This is a genomic window from Roseobacter phycocola, assembly GCF_042055075.2.
Lineage (GTDB): Bacteria > Pseudomonadota > Alphaproteobacteria > Rhodobacterales > Rhodobacteraceae > Roseobacter.
Genome location: NZ_CP194010.1, coordinates 2819167 through 2834420, shown reverse-complemented (window position 1 = coordinate 2834420; position 15254 = coordinate 2819167). Strand labels below are relative to the sequence as shown.

Genomic DNA, 15254 nt, shown 5'->3' with positions numbered 1-15254 from the left:
TATGCGGGGAGTTGCAAAAGCATCATCCACCGGCCTTCTGTCCTATTTCACCCGGCACCGAACCGCTGCCAACCTGTTGCTTTTTGTGCTCCTGCTCTCGGGACTGGTGTCTCTGCCCAATCTGCGCACGCAGTTTTTCCCGGATGTCGTGCGTCAGACCGCTTCCGTTTCGGTGGTCTGGAAAGGTGCCGGTGCCGAAGAAGTGGACAGCGCCATCATCGATCTGATGACGCCATCCCTGCTGGGGGTTGAGGGCGTTGAGCAGGTGAGTTCCACAGCAAGAGCCGGGCGCGCCGGGTTCCGGATCAGCTTTGAGCCCGGCTGGAGCCTGGAGCAGGGCGTTGCGGACCTTCGCGTGGCGGTCGAGGAGGTAAGCGATCTGCCTGAAACGGCAGAGGAGCCTGATGTCAGGGCATCCGGGTGGCGGGAACGTGTGACCAATGTTGTCCTTCATGGGCCTGTTGCGCCTCTGCAACTCGCACAATACGGCGACGAGCTTGTTGATTTGCTGTATGCGCGGGGTGTCACACGCGTGACCATTGCGGGCGTTGCGCCGTCGCAGACTGTCGTCGAGGTGCCGACGGTAAATCTGGTGGCCCATGATCTCTCCATGGCGGATATTGCCGCGGCCATCGCGGCAGAAACCGATACAGACCCGGCCGGTAATGTCACGGGGACCAGTACCCGGATTGCAACCGGTTCAGGAAAACGAACACCTGACCAGATCGCGTCGATCGTTCTGAAGACCAATGATGATGGATCTCAGCTGGCGCTGGGAGACATAGCCGGGGTTAACCGTCTCGCATCAGACCGGCAACTCAGCCTTTTCGTCCGGGATAATCCGGCCGTTGTGCTCAGGGTGGAGCGGTCCGCGCAGGGTGATGCGATCGACATTCAGGACTCCGTTGAACAGACCGTTGCCATGCTGCAACCTACGCTGCCCGAAGGCGTTACCGCAGAACTGACGGGTACGCGCTCTGAAGCGATCTCTGCCCGGCTCAGTATGCTGATTGAGAACGGTCTGACCGGGCTTGTGCTTGTCGTCGGGCTGCTCTTTCTGTTCCTGAACGCGCGCACGGCGTTCTGGGTGGCAGCCGGTATCCCGGTTGCGATGCTTGCAGCATTGTCGATCATGTATATCGGCGGCCTGACCCTGAACATGATCACCCTTTTCGGTCTGATCATTACACTTGGCATTGTCGTGGATGACGCCATTGTGGTCGGTGAGCATGGGGATTTCCGTGCCCGCCACCTGGGTGAGCCGCCTGTTGTTGCCGCAGAGAACGCGGCCCGCCGTATGGCGCTTCCGGTGCTGGCGGCCACACTGACAACGATAATCGCCTTTGCAGGACTTGCGGCGATTGATGGATGGTATGGCCGGTTTATCCGGGATATTCCGCTTACCGTCGTTGCGGTGGTCGCAGCCTCGCTTATCGAATGCTTTCTGATCCTGCCCAACCACATGTCCCATGCATTGGCCGCGCGGGCCAAAGAGCGCTGGTATGACTGGCCAAGCCGGCAGGTAAACCGAGGCTTTGTCTGGTTTCGCGAACGACTTTTCCGTCCGTTTATGGGGCTTGTGATCACGTGCCGGTATGCGGTTCTTGCCGGCGCGATCCTGTTACTGGCCAGTCAGATCGCGGTATTCCTGCGCGGTGATGTGCAGTGGCGGTTTTTCAATGCGCCTGAGCGCAGCATGCTCTACGGCAATTTTGTCATGGCCGAGGGGGCGACGCGGGACGACACCCTCGTGATGATGCGACAGCTGCAGCGCGCTGTGGATGAAGTGTCTGTCGAATACGAAGAACGGTACGGGGTGGCACCAGTCCGGTCGGTAGTCTCACGGACCGGTGGCAATGTCGGCCGCAGGTTGTCCGGCACAGAGGGAAAGGGACGCGACCTGCTCGGTGGCATTACCGTCGAGCTGGCAGACGCGGATCTGCGGCCCTTTACCAGCGGCGCCTTTGTTGCGGATCTGCAGGAACGGGTGGTGGAACACCCGTTGGTCGAAATCGTGAGTTTCCGGCGCACACGCTCGGGGCCGGAAGCGGATACAATCGACATTGATTTATCCGGTGCGGGGGCGACTACTCTGAAGGCGGCCAGCCTGGAAATTCAGTCTGCGCTGAGTGGGTTTCCCGAAGTCTCGGCTCTGGAGGATTCACTCAGGTATGGCCGCGACGAACTCATTCTCGATCTCACAGCGCGGGGCATTGCACTTGGGTTCAACAGCGACTCACTGGGGCGTACGCTGCGCAACCGGCTGGGCGGTATCGAGGCGGCAACCTATCCTGAAGGCCGTCGCAGCGCCGAAATCCGGGTTGAGCTTCCGGAGGACGAACTGAGCGCAGATTTTCTGGAAAGCACTCAGCTGCGCACGCCTGACGGGCTCTATGTGCCGCTGACAGACATTGTTACCGTGCAGCAGCGCGCGGGGTTCACCGAAATTGCGCGCCGTAACGGCATACGTGTGGTTTCCGTCAAAGGGGACATATCCGAAGACAACCCGAGACGCGCCAATGAAATCATGGAAACCCTTGAGAAGGAAATCCTGCCGGACGTCGCCAGCAGGTATCAGATCCGTTATCAGCTGGCGGGTTTGTCTGAGCAGGAAAGTGCTTTTCTAAGCGGCGCCATGAACGGTCAGATCCTGTGTCTTGTGGGTATTTATCTGGTGCTGGCCTGGATTTTCGGCAGCTGGTCGCGACCGGCGGTGGTTATGGCCATCATTCCCTTTGGGCTGGTCGGGACAATTTATGGCCACGTCGCCTGGGACGTTCCGCTTAGCATGTTCACCGTTGTCGGGCTGTTGGGAATGACCGGCATCATCATCAACGATTCAATCGTTCTGGTGACGACCATCGATGAATACGCGCAGGACCGTGGCCTGATCCCGTCTATTATTGATGGTGCCGCCGACCGGCTGCGGCCCGTGATCCTGACCACACTGACCACCGTTCTGGGAATGATGCCGCTGCTTTACGAAAAAAGCGTTCAGGCGCAGTTTCTGAAGCCGTCCATAATCACGCTGGTTTACGGCCTTGGGTTCGGGGTGGTGCTCGTTCTGCTGGTTGTGCCTGCCATGCTCGCCATCGGCCATGACCTGTCGCGGCAGACGATGGCGATGCGTCGCGGGCTGCGGTCCCCCCTTCGCAGCGTGCGGGTCAGCTTTGCGGCGCTGTGGGTCATGATCGTGGCCTGGGCCGCATTCACACTGGGTTGGGTTGGCCTCGAGGGTGCTTTGCCGGGACCGCTGGTGGCTGCCGCGCCGACGCTGTCATCCATGGCGCCAGTGGGCGCAGCTCTGCTGCTGTTTCTGGTGGGTGCCGCGCTTATTGCCCTGCTGGGCTGGCTGGTTGCAGTGCTTTGGGTGGCGCTGATCCGCCGCAGGCCTCAGCCCGGTGTGCATCCCTGAATATCAACGGCGTGCTGACTTCCAAGCACGGTGATCCTGATGGCCTGCCGGTCGAGCGCTATGACGCCACCATCCGCGTGGATCATTTCGGATACAGCGGTAACTCTGCCGCCTGAGCGGGAAGTTTCTGCTTCGCTGACCCAGACACCGGGAACGCCGGATTCGATCACCGCAACTTCGCGCCCCCCCGCGGATGGCATTGTAACTTCAGCTTTCAGGCGGATCCCGTCTTCGGTCGGCTCGATTCGGCATGTTGCGGAAGAAACACCGGCTTCCCGTGCGGAAAAGGGACGCTCTGCGAGGGCTGCGGCGATTGCCGGGGTCGGCCGGGTAGCATCCGTGTCGAGCACTGCTTCAAAAGACAGCTGGTAGGGAATGCAGATGTCTGAACAGATGCCGAGATCCATTCCAACCGACAGACTTACAGGTTTGCCCGGGTTTGAAGGTGTGATCGTGAGCGGAATGACAAGGTTGTTTTCGTAACCGATCGAGCGCATGCCGTTCTGGTCGAAGACTTCCGGCGCGGGCCAGGAAATACCAACTGAATGCAGGTTCCGTGAACCGGACCAGTCAAAGGACGGCGGGATCCCGGCATCGCCAGGCGCGCGCCAGTAAGTTTTCCACCCGGGCTCCAGTGCGAGCTGCAGCGCAGCCACCCGTGTGCCGTCAGCGCGGACCCAGCCGGGCAGGACCTGAGCAGTCACCGGATCGGCAAAGCTGTCCTGCGCCGATGCGGTCGTTGAGGCGCTCATGCAGAGTATCGCGGTCAGAATGCTGTTTTTCATAGTCCCGATATGCGCGCAGAGGGTTGAAATGCCAAGTCACGATCCGGTCAGCGATGTTTCGTGCCATCGGAGCCACCCGGGGCTTGCGTGCTTATGGACTACAGGTCATGGTTGTATCATGACGGTCGCGCTGAACTCTGAAAACGGCCTGCATCTGACGGGTCGCCTGCTGGTCGCCATGCCGGGCATGGATGACCCGAGGTTTGTGCAATCTGTCGTGCTGATCTGCGATTATTCGGACAAAGGCGCGATGGGGCTGATCCTCAATAAGGTCGCAGAAGACATCCGGATGAGCGATGTGCTGGATCAGCTGGAGATCGAACCCACTGATGACGCAAAGGCCATGCCGGTTCATTTCGGAGGTCCCGTTGAAACCGGTCGTGGGTTTGTCCTGCATTCCGGGGACTATCAGTCGAACCTGCATACGCTGGCTGTCCCCGGTGGGTTCGGCATGACGGCAACCCTGGATATTCTTGAGGAGATCGCCCGCGGAGAAGGGCCACGTCGTGCGCGCATGATGCTGGGGTATGCCGGTTGGGGGCCAGGTCAGCTGGAGAGCGAGATTGCGCGTAATGGATGGCTGATTGCAGAGGCGTCGCCTGGGCTCGTTTTCGGCACCCGCGCAAACAGACAGTGGAGCGCAGCGCTCAGGACGATCGGAGTCGACCCGGTGGTTCTGTCGAGCGAGGCAGGTAACGCCTGAACGGGTCAGCGGGGTGCTGCTGCCCTGCGCAGACGATCATTGATCGCCGCCCCCAGACCTTTTTCCGGCACCGGCACCACGGCGATCGGTTTTCCTGTCTGATCCAGGCGATGAAGGTGATCAAAAAGATTTGCAGCAGCCTCGTGCAGATCACCCCCAGCAGACAGGTTCAGGTCACAGGGCACAGAGCCAAAACCCAGCAGCACTTCGCCGGGCTTCACGTCTGTTGCGTTCAATCGTACTGATGCGCCGGGGGCGTAATGCGACAGAAGCTGGCCGGGGCTTTGGATATCATCTGTCTGCGGCGGCACCGGGCGGGTGCCAAGAACCTTTTCAATGTCCCCCAGTGCAAGCCCGCCCGCGCGCAGCAATGTGGGCACCGGGTCCGGTGCAATAATCGTGCTCTCCAGACCTACGCTGCACGGTCCGTCATCCAGCACGGCTGCGATACGCCCGTCCAGGCCGGAAAGGACATGGGCCGCGCGCGTCGGACTGATCCGCCCGGATGGATTGGCTGACGGTGCAGCGACCGGCCCTTCAAATGCGTGCAAAAGGGCCCGCGCTGCCGGGTGTGCCGGGACGCGGATCGCGACAGTCGGCAGACCGGCCGTCACCAGCGTTGCGAGACCGTGATCCGCGCGCAGCGGCAGAACGAGTGTCAGCGGGCCCGGCCAGAAATGTGTGGCCAGCAGGTCCGCTGTTTCATTCCATTCCACAAAGCTGCGGGCCGCTTCCTTATCTGCGACATGTACGATCAGGGGGTTGAACGATGGTCTTCCCTTGGCGGCGTAAACAGAGGCCACGGCGCTGGCGTTGCGCGCATCAGCTCCAAGACCATAGACCGTCTCGGTCGGGAAGGCGACAAGACGGCCTTCGTGCAGGAGGCGCGCAGCTGTGGCGATACCCGGCGCATCAGCCCGGAGGGTTTGTGTCTGTGTTTCGGTCATCTTTGTTCGTGACGCCGCGTTCTGGTTGCTGCGGGGGACGTGCCGCTCCATGATCCTGCCCATGCCTTATAAGCTGCCATGCGCCTTGCCAAGCCAGTGCGCACCGGAGCCGGAGAACACTTCATGCCTTATACAGCCCCCCTTGATGATTTCTCATTCCTGCTTGACCAGGTGGTTGGATTTGACCGCGTCGCCGAAACGGAACGGTTTGCTGAGGCCACGCCTGATATGTCGCGGGCCATTCTGACGGAAGCTGCACGGATTTCCGAAGATGTCCTGGCGCCGCTGCAGAGGCCGGGTGATCTTCATCCCGCCCGGCTTGAGAATGGTGTCGTGCGCACGTCACCCGGATACGCCGAAGGCTACAGGGCGATTGCCGAAGGTGGCTGGGTCGGGATCTCGGCTGATCCTGAGCACGGGGGTATGGGATTGCCCCAGACCCTCGCTTCGGCGGTCAACGAGATGATGAGCGCCGCCTGCCTTTCGCTGCAGCTTGCCCCGCTTATGAGCCAGGGCCAGATCGAGGCGCTGGAGCATCACGCAAGCGACGCCCTGCGCGCCCTCTATCTGCCAAAGCTGATTTCGGGGGAGTGGACCGGTACGATGAACCTGACCGAGCCGCAGGCCGGATCGGATGTCGGGGCTCTGTCGACGAAAGCGGTCGATAACGGCGATGGGACTTATGCAGTGTCCGGGCAGAAAATCTATATCAGCTGGGGTGACCACGACGTGGCGGAAAACGTCTGTCATCTCGTCCTTGCCCGCCTGCCGGGTGCGCCGGACGGAACGAAAGGGATCAGCCTGTTTCTGGTGCCCAAGTTCATTCCCGACGCATCGGGTGCGCCAGGAGTTGCAAATGGTGTGCGGGTTGTCAGCCTTGAGCACAAACTGGGCCTGCACGGATCCCCGACGGCGGTGATGGAGTATGAAAACGCCACTGGCTGGCTTATCGGCGCACAACAGGGCGGCATGGCGGCGATGTTCACAATGATGAACAACGCCCGTCTTGGCGTGGGTATCCAGGGCATTGGTGTTGCCGAGGCAGCATTCCAGCACGCGCTGGCCTATGCCACGGAACGCCGTCAGGGGCGGAGTTCTGTCGAAAACGGCACCGGGACGATCATCGATCACGCCGATGTCCGCCGCATGCTGATGACCATGAAAGCGGATGTATTTGCAGCACGCGGCATTGCGCTCAGCTGTGCTGTCGCCATTGATATGGCCGCGGCAACAGAAGACGCCGCCTGGCGGGCGCGTGCGGCACTGCTGACGCCGGTCAACAAATCCTTCGGGACCGACACGGGTATTTCTGTCAGTGACATGGGTCTTCAGGTGCATGGCGGTATGGGGTTCATTGAGGAAACGGGTGCCGCTCAGTTCTGCCGCGATGTGCGTGTCACGGCCATCTATGAGGGAACAAACGGTATCCAGGCGATGGATCTGGTCGGTCGTAAAATGATGGATGGTGGCGATGCCGCGTTCCGGCTGATGGATGAGATCGAAGCCTGCGCTGAAGAGGCGCGGGGTGTCTGTCCGGATCTGGCCGAAGCCGTCTGGCAGGCCAGCGAGACTCTGCGCGAAACCACGGAATGGCTGGCGTCTCAGGACGATATGAACATCCGGTTCGGCGGGGCGGTGCCTTACCAGCGTGGGTTTGCCCGTGTGCTGGGCGCCTGGGTGCATCTGCGCGCAGCACTGGCCGGGCAGGGAACGCCGCGCGAAACGCTGGCACGGTTCTACATCACCCGGCTCTTGCCGGAATATGCCGGTCTGCTTGCGCAGGCACGGGAGGGCACCGGTGATCTGTATGCCCTGAGCGCGGATGAACTGGCGGCCTGATGAAGGACAATGATGCCAACGGGCTGAGATATCCCTGGTCTGAGCCGCCCGCCGAAGGAACCACGACCGAGGTCGCGCCCGGTGTGCTCTGGATGCGCCTGCCGCTTCCGATGAAGCTCGACCATGTCAACGTCTACGCGCTCGACGATGGGGATGGCTGGAGCATTGTGGACACCGGGTTTGCCTCGGACCGTGGCCGCGCGATCTGGCGGAAGCTGATCGAGGGGCCTTTGGGTGGCAGACCGGTCAACAGGGTAATCGTGACGCATCATCATCCGGATCACGTGGGCCTCGCAGGCTGGCTGATGTCGGAATACGGGGCGGAACTCGTGACCAGCCGGACCTCCTGGCTGATGGCGCGCATGCTGACACTTGATGTTCAGGCGGTGCCGCCGCCGGAAGCTATGGCATTTTACCGCGAAGCCGGCATGTCCGCGGACATTCTGGAAAAGCGCAGGAATGAGCGCCCGTTCAACTTTGCGGATGTGGTGGCGCCGCTTCCGCTCGGGTTCACCCGCATCCGGCAGGATGACACAATCCGGATGGGCGGGCGGACATGGGATGTGCACATCGGCAACGGGCACGCGCCTGAACATGCTACATTCTGGAGCCGGGACGATAATCTAGTCCTGGCAGGTGATCAGATCCTGCCATCGATCAGTCCGAATATCGGCGTCTACCCGACCGAGCCGATGGCGGACCCGGTCTCTGACTGGCTGGAGGCCTGTGAGAGGTTGTCCGGGCTTGCCCGATCTGATCATCTGGTGCTCGGAGGGCACAAGCTGCCCTTCACCGGGCTGCCGTTGCGGATGCGGCAGCTCATTGACAACCATCACGGCGCGCTGGAGCGGCTGCTCGATTTTCTCGACACACCCAAAGCTGCCGGCGAGTGTTTCGTGCCGCTCTTCAAGCGAAAAATCGGGCATGCTGAATATGGGCTTGCGCTGGTTGAAGCCTTTGCACATGTCAGTCATCTGTATCAGCAGGGGCTTGTCACGCGGAGCATGCGCGCCGATGGTGCGTGGGAGTATCAGCGCAAAGGATAAGCCATGGGTGATGAGATCAACACATCCGCTGAGGCCCGCGAGGCCGAAGTGCGCGCCGGGCTGCACGAGGTACATACCCGTCCCGGTGCAAAAAACGCTGGTGACAAACCAGTCCCCAAAGCCCTGTCAGACAAACCCGCGACCCAGAAATCGCCTGCACGATGGGCCTATGAGCGGCTGATCGTATATTTGCGGAACTTCGAGGAAGAGCTCGACAACGCGCATGAGGTCGCAATGGGGTTTGCCGGAGGTGATACCGGCGTTCTGCGGATTGAGGGCATGGGCTATTTTGACCCAGACATCGTGACGTTCTACGGCAGCGACGATTCCGGCGCCCGTATGCAGCTGGTACAGCATGTCAGCCAGCTGAACGTGATGCTGCGTGCGCTGCCGGTCCCGCAGGAGCGGCAGGGCGCTGCCCGCATTGGGTTCCGTCTTGTCGAGGATCTGGAAGCGGAAGCTGACGCTCAGGAGAGTGCTCAGAGCTGAACGCGCGACGGCGGCGCGGGCATATGCGCGCATCCCGTGCAATGCGGGTGACAGCGCGATCCGAATCCATTAGGGCTGGAGTCGAACGTTTGAATTACAGGGGCTGCGGCAATGGCAGATCACAAGCACGGCGAGATGGATACGTCGGTTCAGGAAAAAACATTTGACGGTTTCATGGCATGGACCAAATGGGCCGTGATCGTCATCATTGGCATCATCATCTGGATGGCCATTTTCATCACCTGATCCCGTAAACTGAAAGGCGGACCTGTGCGCTTAATTGTGGCTCTTGGTCTTGTGCTGCTGGTTGCAGGCTGCACAGCTGTTTCCCGACCGTTTGATGCATCTCCCGAACGGGTGGCGGCATCCGCCTATAAGGCGGACGGGCCGCCCACAATTACGGTTTTCACGATGGTCAACAACCGGTCCGAGACCGGCGGCCATACAGCGATTATGGTGAGTGGATCACAGCGGGTGATCTATGATCCGGCCGGGTCCTTCAAGCACCCCGATATCGCGAAACGCGCTGACGTCCTTTATGGTGTCACCCCTGCCTGGCTGCAGAGCTATAAAAGTGCTCACGCCCGCAGCACGTACCACGTGGTTTCGCAGGAGTTTACTGTGACCCCGGCACAGGCTGAAACGGCGCTGGCTCTGGTCAAGGCGCGGGGCGCTGTCCCCGGTTCTATGTGTACCAACGCGACATCCGGCGTGCTGCGGCAGGTTCCGGGATTTGAGGAAGTCGACCAGACCTGGTTCCCGATCAGGCTTATGAACCAGCTGGCGCAGCGCCCTGATGTGGTCACCGACCGTTACTACGAAAATGACGAGGGTGACGTGGTCGATGGGATTGTATCAGCGCAGAACTGACCGCTGTCAGCCCAGCAGGGACAGCAGGACAAACAGCGTCGCAGCACCGGCGAACAGGCCCGCGAAAACACTTTTGGACCAGTAGCCGACGCCCAGCGTCACAAGGGCTGCTGCCATGCGGGCCGTGTCGGGCTCACCACCTGTCGCCGCCGGCCAGATGACCTGAGGCGCCACAAGTGCAGGCAGAACGGCGACGGCCGTATACCGCAGGTGCCGCAACAGCCACGGGGGCATCGGCCGGTCGCCTACCAGACCGATAAAAGTGAACCGCAGCAGATAGCTGCCAATCCCGAGGCCCGCGATCACAATCCAGAGTGTGTCTTTTTCAATCATGTGGGCAGCTTTCTGGCTTCAAGCCAAAGCTCGGCGCGCGCGCCGGCCATCATCCCGCATATACCGGCGATGATAAGCCCAAGAGACCATGGAATGCCTGCGGCGAGCAGGCTGACCACGATTGAAACAAAAGCTGCCACCATATGCGCCGGTGTGCGCAGCATGGGCGCTACGAGCGCCAGAAATGTGATCGGCAGCGCAAAATCCAGCGCCAGCGTTTCCGGAATGCGGGTGCCCAGCAGCGCGCCCGCAACAGTGCAGCCATACCAGGTGGGCACCACGGGCAGAACCGCACCGGCGAAATAGGCGACCCGCTCCGAGACGCTCATCTCAGGTTCATCCTCGTAGCGGGCAATCGAGCAGGCGTACGACTGGTCCAGCGTGAAATAGGCCACCAGGGCACGCTGCCAGAGCGGGGCCGCCCCAATCCATGGTGTCAGCGACGCCGAATACATCGCCATGCGCAGATTGACCGCCAGTGCCGAGGCCAGGACGATTACTGTTGGCGCATTTTCCGTCATCAGCTGCAGCGCCGTGAACTGTGCGGCTCCGGCGATAACTACGACGGAAAACGCGAGGATCTCGAGCACGTTCAGGCCTGCTTCGGAGGCCAGAACGCCGAAAAGCACGGCAAAAGGGCCGACAACCAGGATAAACGGGACGCCGTCGCGGATGCCCTTCCAGAAATAGCCGGAGGTGCCTGGTGTTTTCGATGTGGTGGCGGACATGAGATGCTTTATAAAGTGATGCGCGAGACCTGGCACAGACGCAGGGGGGATGCAATTGGCCCGCATCGAAGACAGCAGCGACTATGTAATCGCCCCGGATCCCGGAGCCGCCAGGCTGACCCGGGCGGTCACAGGCACGGATCAGAACGGCGCGGAAATTACGGCCAGCGTGGTCGAGGAACGCCCGCTGACCATTTTTCTGAACGCACAGGAAATTGTTACGGCGATGACCATCGGCGATTACCCTGATTATCTGGCGCTTGGGTTTCTGCGCAATCAGGGCATGCTGAGCGATGCCGATGAGATTACGGGTGTGGATTATGACGAGGAGCTCGAAACCGTCATTGTGCGCACCGCCCGCAAGACCGACTACGAAGAGAAGATGCGCAAGAAAACCCGAACCAGCGGATGTGCGGTTGGCACCGTTTTCGGCGATATGATGGAAGGTCTGGAGGGTGTCACGCTGCCACAGACCCCGGTCCGGACATCCTGGCTCTATGCGCTGTCCGCGCGGATCAATCGTACGCCTTCGCTCTATCTGGAGGCCGGAGCCATTCATGGTACTGTCCTGTGCCAGCAGGACCGGCCGCTGGTCTATATGGAGGACGTGGGCAGACATAATGCGGTCGACAAGATTGCGGGCTGGATGCTGTCCGAAGGTATCCCGGCGGATGACAAAATCCTTTACACAACCGGGCGGCTCACCTCGGAAATGGTGATAAAAACGGCGATGATGGGTATTCCTGTTCTTGCGTCACGGTCGGGATTTACAGCCTGGGGCGTTGAAATCGCACGGGAAACCGGACTGACCCTGATTGGCCGGATGAAAGGAAGCCGGTTCGTCTGCCTGTCCGGTGAAGAGCGACTGGAGCGGGATGCGGACCCGTCGGATGTCCCACAGGAACCGCGCCGTGCCGGCCGAAAAGGTGCCGCGTGAAGCAGCCGCTGGGGGTCATTCTGGCCGGTGGGCAGGCCACGCGTATGGGCGGTGGCGACAAGGGGCTGCTGACGCTCGGTGGGCAAACGCTGCTGGCGCGGGTGATCGACCGGCTTGAGCCGCAGGTGGCGGGTCTGGCCCTGAATGCAAACGGTGATCCCGCCCGGTTTGATGGGTTTGGTTTGCCCGTGATCGAGGACAGTGTCACAGGTTTTGCGGGTCCGCTGGCCGGTGTCCTGGCGGGGCTCGACTGGGCCGCGGAAAAGGGTGCCGACACAATTGTCACAGCGGCAGCGGATACGCCGTTTTTCCCGGCGGATCTGGTTCCGCGGCTGTTGCTGGCGGCGGATGGTATGGCGCATCCGCTGGCTCTGGCGGCGACGCCGGACCCGGTGCGGAAAACCGTGCGGCACCCGACCTTTGGCCTCTGGCCCGTGGCACTCCGTGATGATCTGCGCGCAGCACTCAATGACGGTCTGCGTAAAGTAGTGCTTTGGACGGACAGGCATGGTGGCCGCCTTGCCGAGTTTCCGGTCGCCGGGACAGACCCGTTTTTCAACGTCAATACGCCCGATGATCTGGCGCAGGCCGGAGCAATGCTATGAAAATCTATGGTGTGGTCGGCTGGAAAAATGCAGGCAAGACGGGCCTGATGGAACGGCTGGTGACGGAGATCACAGGCAGGGGGGTTTCCGTGTCCACCGTCAAGCATGCCCACCACGTTTTTGATGTGGACCACAAGGGCAAGGACAGCTACCGCCACCGGCAGGCCGGTGCCACCGAAGTCCTGCTTGCCTCGCGCAAGCGCTTTGCGCTGATGCACGAGCTGCGGGACGAGGATGAGCTAACGCTGGACGAGCTGTTGGCGAAACTGGCGCCCGTCGATCTGGTCCTAATCGAGGGGTACAAAAGGGATGCTCATCCGAAAATCGAAGCGTTTCGCCAGGAGCCGGGAAATCCACTGATCGCGGAAACCGACCCGACCGTCCGGGCGATTGCCAGCGATACACCGCTGCAGACCGACAGACCCGTATTCGATTTGGATGATACGAGCGCCGTCGCAGATTTCATCCTTGCCGAGGTTGGTCTGTGACCACGTTCGACACCTTTGTGATGGTGGACTGGTCGGGCGGCAACGACCGGGGTCCGCGCCCCTGTGCGGATGCGATCTGGGCCTGTGTGGCGCGCGGTGGCCGCAGTGAGGAACCCGTGTACCTGCGCAACCGCACCGTTGCTGAAGAATGGCTGACAGACTTCCTGACCGCCGAACGTGCCGCCGGGCGCAGCGTCTTCGCCGGATTTGATTTTCCGTTCGGTTATCCGCAGGGCTTTTGCCGGTCGATAACGGGATCAGACGATCCGCTGGAACTTTGGGCCTGGCTGGAGGACCGGATAGAAGATGCACCTGATGCCAACAACCGTTTCGACCTTGCCGCTGAGATGAATCGTACCCTTGGCGGCACCGGGCCGTTCTGGGCGAATGCGCTCAAACGCGACATCGAAGGGTTGCCGCGTAACCTGAAGAACTATGCCAATCCCTTTCCCGACAGGCGCAGCGCAGAAACTGAGGCTACGGGGGCTTTCACGTGCTGGCAACTGGCAGGTGCGGGGGCTGTGGGCAGTCAGGTGCTGATGGGGTTGCCGGTCCTCGAACGCCTGCGCCGGAAGTTCGGGGCCGCTGTGTGGCCGTTTCAGGTGCTGGACGCCGGTATCGCTTTTGTTGAAATCTGGCCGTCCCTGACCCTGGGTGCGGCACCCGACGGAATGATCAAAGACGCCTGGCAGGTGCGCGAGACGGCGCGGATGTTTTCGCTCGTCCCACCCGGTCGCCTTGCGGCGATGCTGGATGTGGATGCCCCTGAAGAGGGGTGGATTCTGGGTCTTGGCTTCGAAGATGAGCTCCGCGAGGCGGCAGCTTTGCCCCCGTTGCTGACCAACAGCTGTTTTGCCCTGCCGCCCGGTGTGCACTGGACCCCTGTGCAGGACGCTCTGGACCATCTGCGCCGTAACCTGGCGCCTGTGACGCAGGTTCGGGACGTAGCGGTTGCACAGGCAACAGGCCACGTGACCGCAGCAGCGGTACTGGCTGAACGCAGCAACCCGCCGCTGCCAAATACCGCAGTCGATGGGTACGGTTTTGCCGGTGGCAAACCCGAAGGCGTGCACCGGATGCCGCTTGCCCCAGCACGCGCCGCTGCGGGCGATGCTCCGGGCATTCTGAAGAAGGGCGAAGCAATGCGGGTCCTCACGGGTGCTGCTTTGCCGGAAGGTGTCGACACCGTTGTGTTGCAGGAAGATGTGGCGGTGGCTGACGGTGCCATCTCCTTTCGCGGACCAGTCCGGCAGGGCGCGAACACCCGGAAAGCGGGTGAAGACGTCGAAGCCGGAGAGGTGGTGGTCGCAGCAGGCAGGCGGATCGGCGCTCCGGAGGCAGCACTTCTTGCCGCGACAGGGGTCCGTGCGGTGAGTGTCCGTGCCCCGTTGAGAGTTGCCGTTGTTTCCACGGGCGAGGAACTGGTGGAGCCCGGTGAGACCGCGCGCGACGGTCAGATTTTTGATGCGAACCGGCCCATGTTGCTGGATCTGGCCCGGCGGCTGGGGCATGCGCCTGTTGATATGGGCCGTGTGCCGGATGACCGGGATGCGCTGCGGGCGCGCCTCGACGCGGCAGCACAGGATGCGGATGTTATCCTGACCAGTGGCGGCGCCTCCGCCGGTGATGAAGACCATGTGTCCGCGCTGCTGGACGAAACGGGCACGATGACGCTCTGGCGCATTGCGGTGAAACCGGGCCGGCCGCTCGCACTTGGCCTCTGGCAGGGGAAACCTGTTTTTGGCCTGCCAGGAAATCCAGTGGCCGCACTGGTCTGTGCCCTTGTCTTTGCACGCCCGTCGATGGCGGTACTTGCCGGGGAAACCTGGCCGGAGCCGCAGGGATTTGATGTGCCGGCGGCGTTCTCCAAAAACAAAAAAGCTGGCCGCACTGAGTTTTTGCGGGCGCGCGTGCGGGACGGTGCTGCGGAAGTTTTTCCGTCAGAAGGGTCCGGCCGTATCAGCGGTCTGTCCTGGGCCGAGGGCCTCGTGGAGCTGCCGATGGAAGCGGCGGAGATCACACCCGGTACGATGGTACGCTTTATCCCCTACGGCAGCTTCGGTCTCTGA

At 61.5% G+C, this 15254-nt stretch carries 15 protein-coding genes; 11 read left to right on the top strand and 4 right to left on the bottom strand.

Annotated features, from left to right (window positions below):
* Nucleotide 1 precedes the first annotated feature (1 nt).
* Nucleotides 2–3415 carry an efflux RND transporter permease subunit gene (locus tag AB4K19_RS13940; RefSeq protein ID WP_375228925.1) on the top strand — a complete coding sequence of 1138 codons (3414 nt, stop codon included), beginning with the start codon at nucleotides 2–4 and terminating at the stop codon, nucleotides 3413–3415.
* Here AB4K19_RS13940 and AB4K19_RS13935 read toward each other — a convergent pair.
* Nucleotides 3394–4200: a protein-disulfide reductase DsbD domain-containing protein gene (locus AB4K19_RS13935; protein ID WP_436398053.1), complete on the bottom strand. Its 807-nt coding sequence runs from the start codon at nucleotides 4198–4200 to the stop codon at nucleotides 3394–3396. The genes AB4K19_RS13940 and AB4K19_RS13935 overlap by 22 nt on opposite strands.
* Before the next feature lie 118 nt (nucleotides 4201–4318).
* On the opposite strand from AB4K19_RS13935, the gene AB4K19_RS13930 reads away from it, so the two are divergent.
* Nucleotides 4319–4903, top strand: a complete 585-nt coding sequence (locus tag AB4K19_RS13930) for a YqgE/AlgH family protein (protein WP_375228923.1) — start codon at nucleotides 4319–4321, stop codon at nucleotides 4901–4903.
* 5 nt (nucleotides 4904–4908) lie between these two features.
* Here the strand turns inward: AB4K19_RS13930 and AB4K19_RS13925 are convergent, their stop codons facing one another.
* Entirely contained in the window at nucleotides 4909–5850 is a 942-nt protein-coding gene (locus tag AB4K19_RS13925; protein WP_436398049.1) for an L-threonylcarbamoyladenylate synthase, read from the bottom strand.
* A gap of 123 nt (nucleotides 5851–5973) precedes the next feature.
* On the opposite strand from AB4K19_RS13925, the gene AB4K19_RS13920 reads away from it, so the two are divergent.
* The 5 genes from AB4K19_RS13920 (at nucleotide 5974) to AB4K19_RS13900 (ending at nucleotide 10094) form a co-directional block, all read left to right on the top strand.
* Nucleotides 5974–7689 carry an acyl-CoA dehydrogenase gene (locus AB4K19_RS13920; protein WP_375228922.1) on the top strand — a complete coding sequence of 572 codons (1716 nt, stop codon included), beginning with the start codon at nucleotides 5974–5976 and terminating at the stop codon, nucleotides 7687–7689.
* On the top strand, nucleotides 7689–8735 hold the full coding sequence (locus tag AB4K19_RS13915) for an MBL fold metallo-hydrolase (protein WP_375228921.1): 1047 nt from the start codon (nucleotides 7689–7691) through the stop codon (nucleotides 8733–8735). Before AB4K19_RS13920 ends, AB4K19_RS13915 begins: the two co-directional genes overlap by 1 nt.
* Nucleotides 8736–8738: 3 nt before the next feature.
* Entirely contained in the window at nucleotides 8739–9224 is a 486-nt protein-coding gene (locus tag AB4K19_RS13910; protein ID WP_375228920.1) for a DUF6173 family protein, read from the top strand.
* A 111-nt stretch (nucleotides 9225–9335) separates the two neighbouring features.
* Nucleotides 9336–9470: an aa3-type cytochrome c oxidase subunit IV gene (locus tag AB4K19_RS13905; RefSeq protein ID WP_375228919.1), complete on the top strand. Its 135-nt coding sequence runs from the start codon at nucleotides 9336–9338 to the stop codon at nucleotides 9468–9470.
* 24 nt (nucleotides 9471–9494) lie between these two features.
* The gene (locus AB4K19_RS13900; RefSeq protein ID WP_375228918.1) at nucleotides 9495–10094 is read left to right on the top strand and encodes a hypothetical protein; all 600 of its coding nucleotides are present in this window, start codon (nucleotides 9495–9497) and stop codon (nucleotides 10092–10094) included.
* A 6-nt stretch (nucleotides 10095–10100) separates the two neighbouring features.
* Here AB4K19_RS13900 and AB4K19_RS13895 read toward each other — a convergent pair whose 3' ends face one another.
* Complete coding sequence (locus AB4K19_RS13895) at nucleotides 10101–10427, bottom strand: AzlD domain-containing protein (RefSeq protein WP_375228917.1); 327 nt, start codon at nucleotides 10425–10427, stop codon at nucleotides 10101–10103.
* On the bottom strand, nucleotides 10424–11155 hold the full coding sequence (locus AB4K19_RS13890; protein WP_375228916.1) for an AzlC family ABC transporter permease: 732 nt from the start codon (nucleotides 11153–11155) through the stop codon (nucleotides 10424–10426). Before AB4K19_RS13890 ends, AB4K19_RS13895 begins: the two co-directional genes overlap by 4 nt.
* Before the next feature lie 49 nt (nucleotides 11156–11204).
* Here AB4K19_RS13890 and AB4K19_RS13885 point away from each other — a divergent pair, with 49 nt between their 5' ends.
* Genes AB4K19_RS13885 through AB4K19_RS13870 form a run of 4 tightly spaced genes read left to right on the top strand, consistent with a single transcriptional unit; the run spans nucleotide 11205 to nucleotide 15254 of the window.
* Entirely contained in the window at nucleotides 11205–12092 is an 888-nt protein-coding gene (locus AB4K19_RS13885) for a formate dehydrogenase accessory sulfurtransferase FdhD (protein ID WP_375228915.1), read from the top strand.
* Nucleotides 12089–12697: a molybdenum cofactor guanylyltransferase MobA gene (mobA, locus tag AB4K19_RS13880; protein ID WP_375228914.1), complete on the top strand. Its 609-nt coding sequence runs from the start codon at nucleotides 12089–12091 to the stop codon at nucleotides 12695–12697. Before AB4K19_RS13885 ends, mobA begins: the two co-directional genes overlap by 4 nt.
* Nucleotides 12694–13185, top strand: a complete 492-nt coding sequence (mobB, locus tag AB4K19_RS13875; RefSeq protein WP_375228913.1) for a molybdopterin-guanine dinucleotide biosynthesis protein B — start codon at nucleotides 12694–12696, stop codon at nucleotides 13183–13185. Before mobA ends, mobB begins: the two co-directional genes overlap by 4 nt.
* A gap of 20 nt (nucleotides 13186–13205) precedes the next feature.
* Complete coding sequence (locus tag AB4K19_RS13870) at nucleotides 13206–15254, top strand: molybdenum cofactor synthesis domain-containing protein (RefSeq protein ID WP_375230897.1); 2049 nt, start codon at nucleotides 13206–13208, stop codon at nucleotides 15252–15254.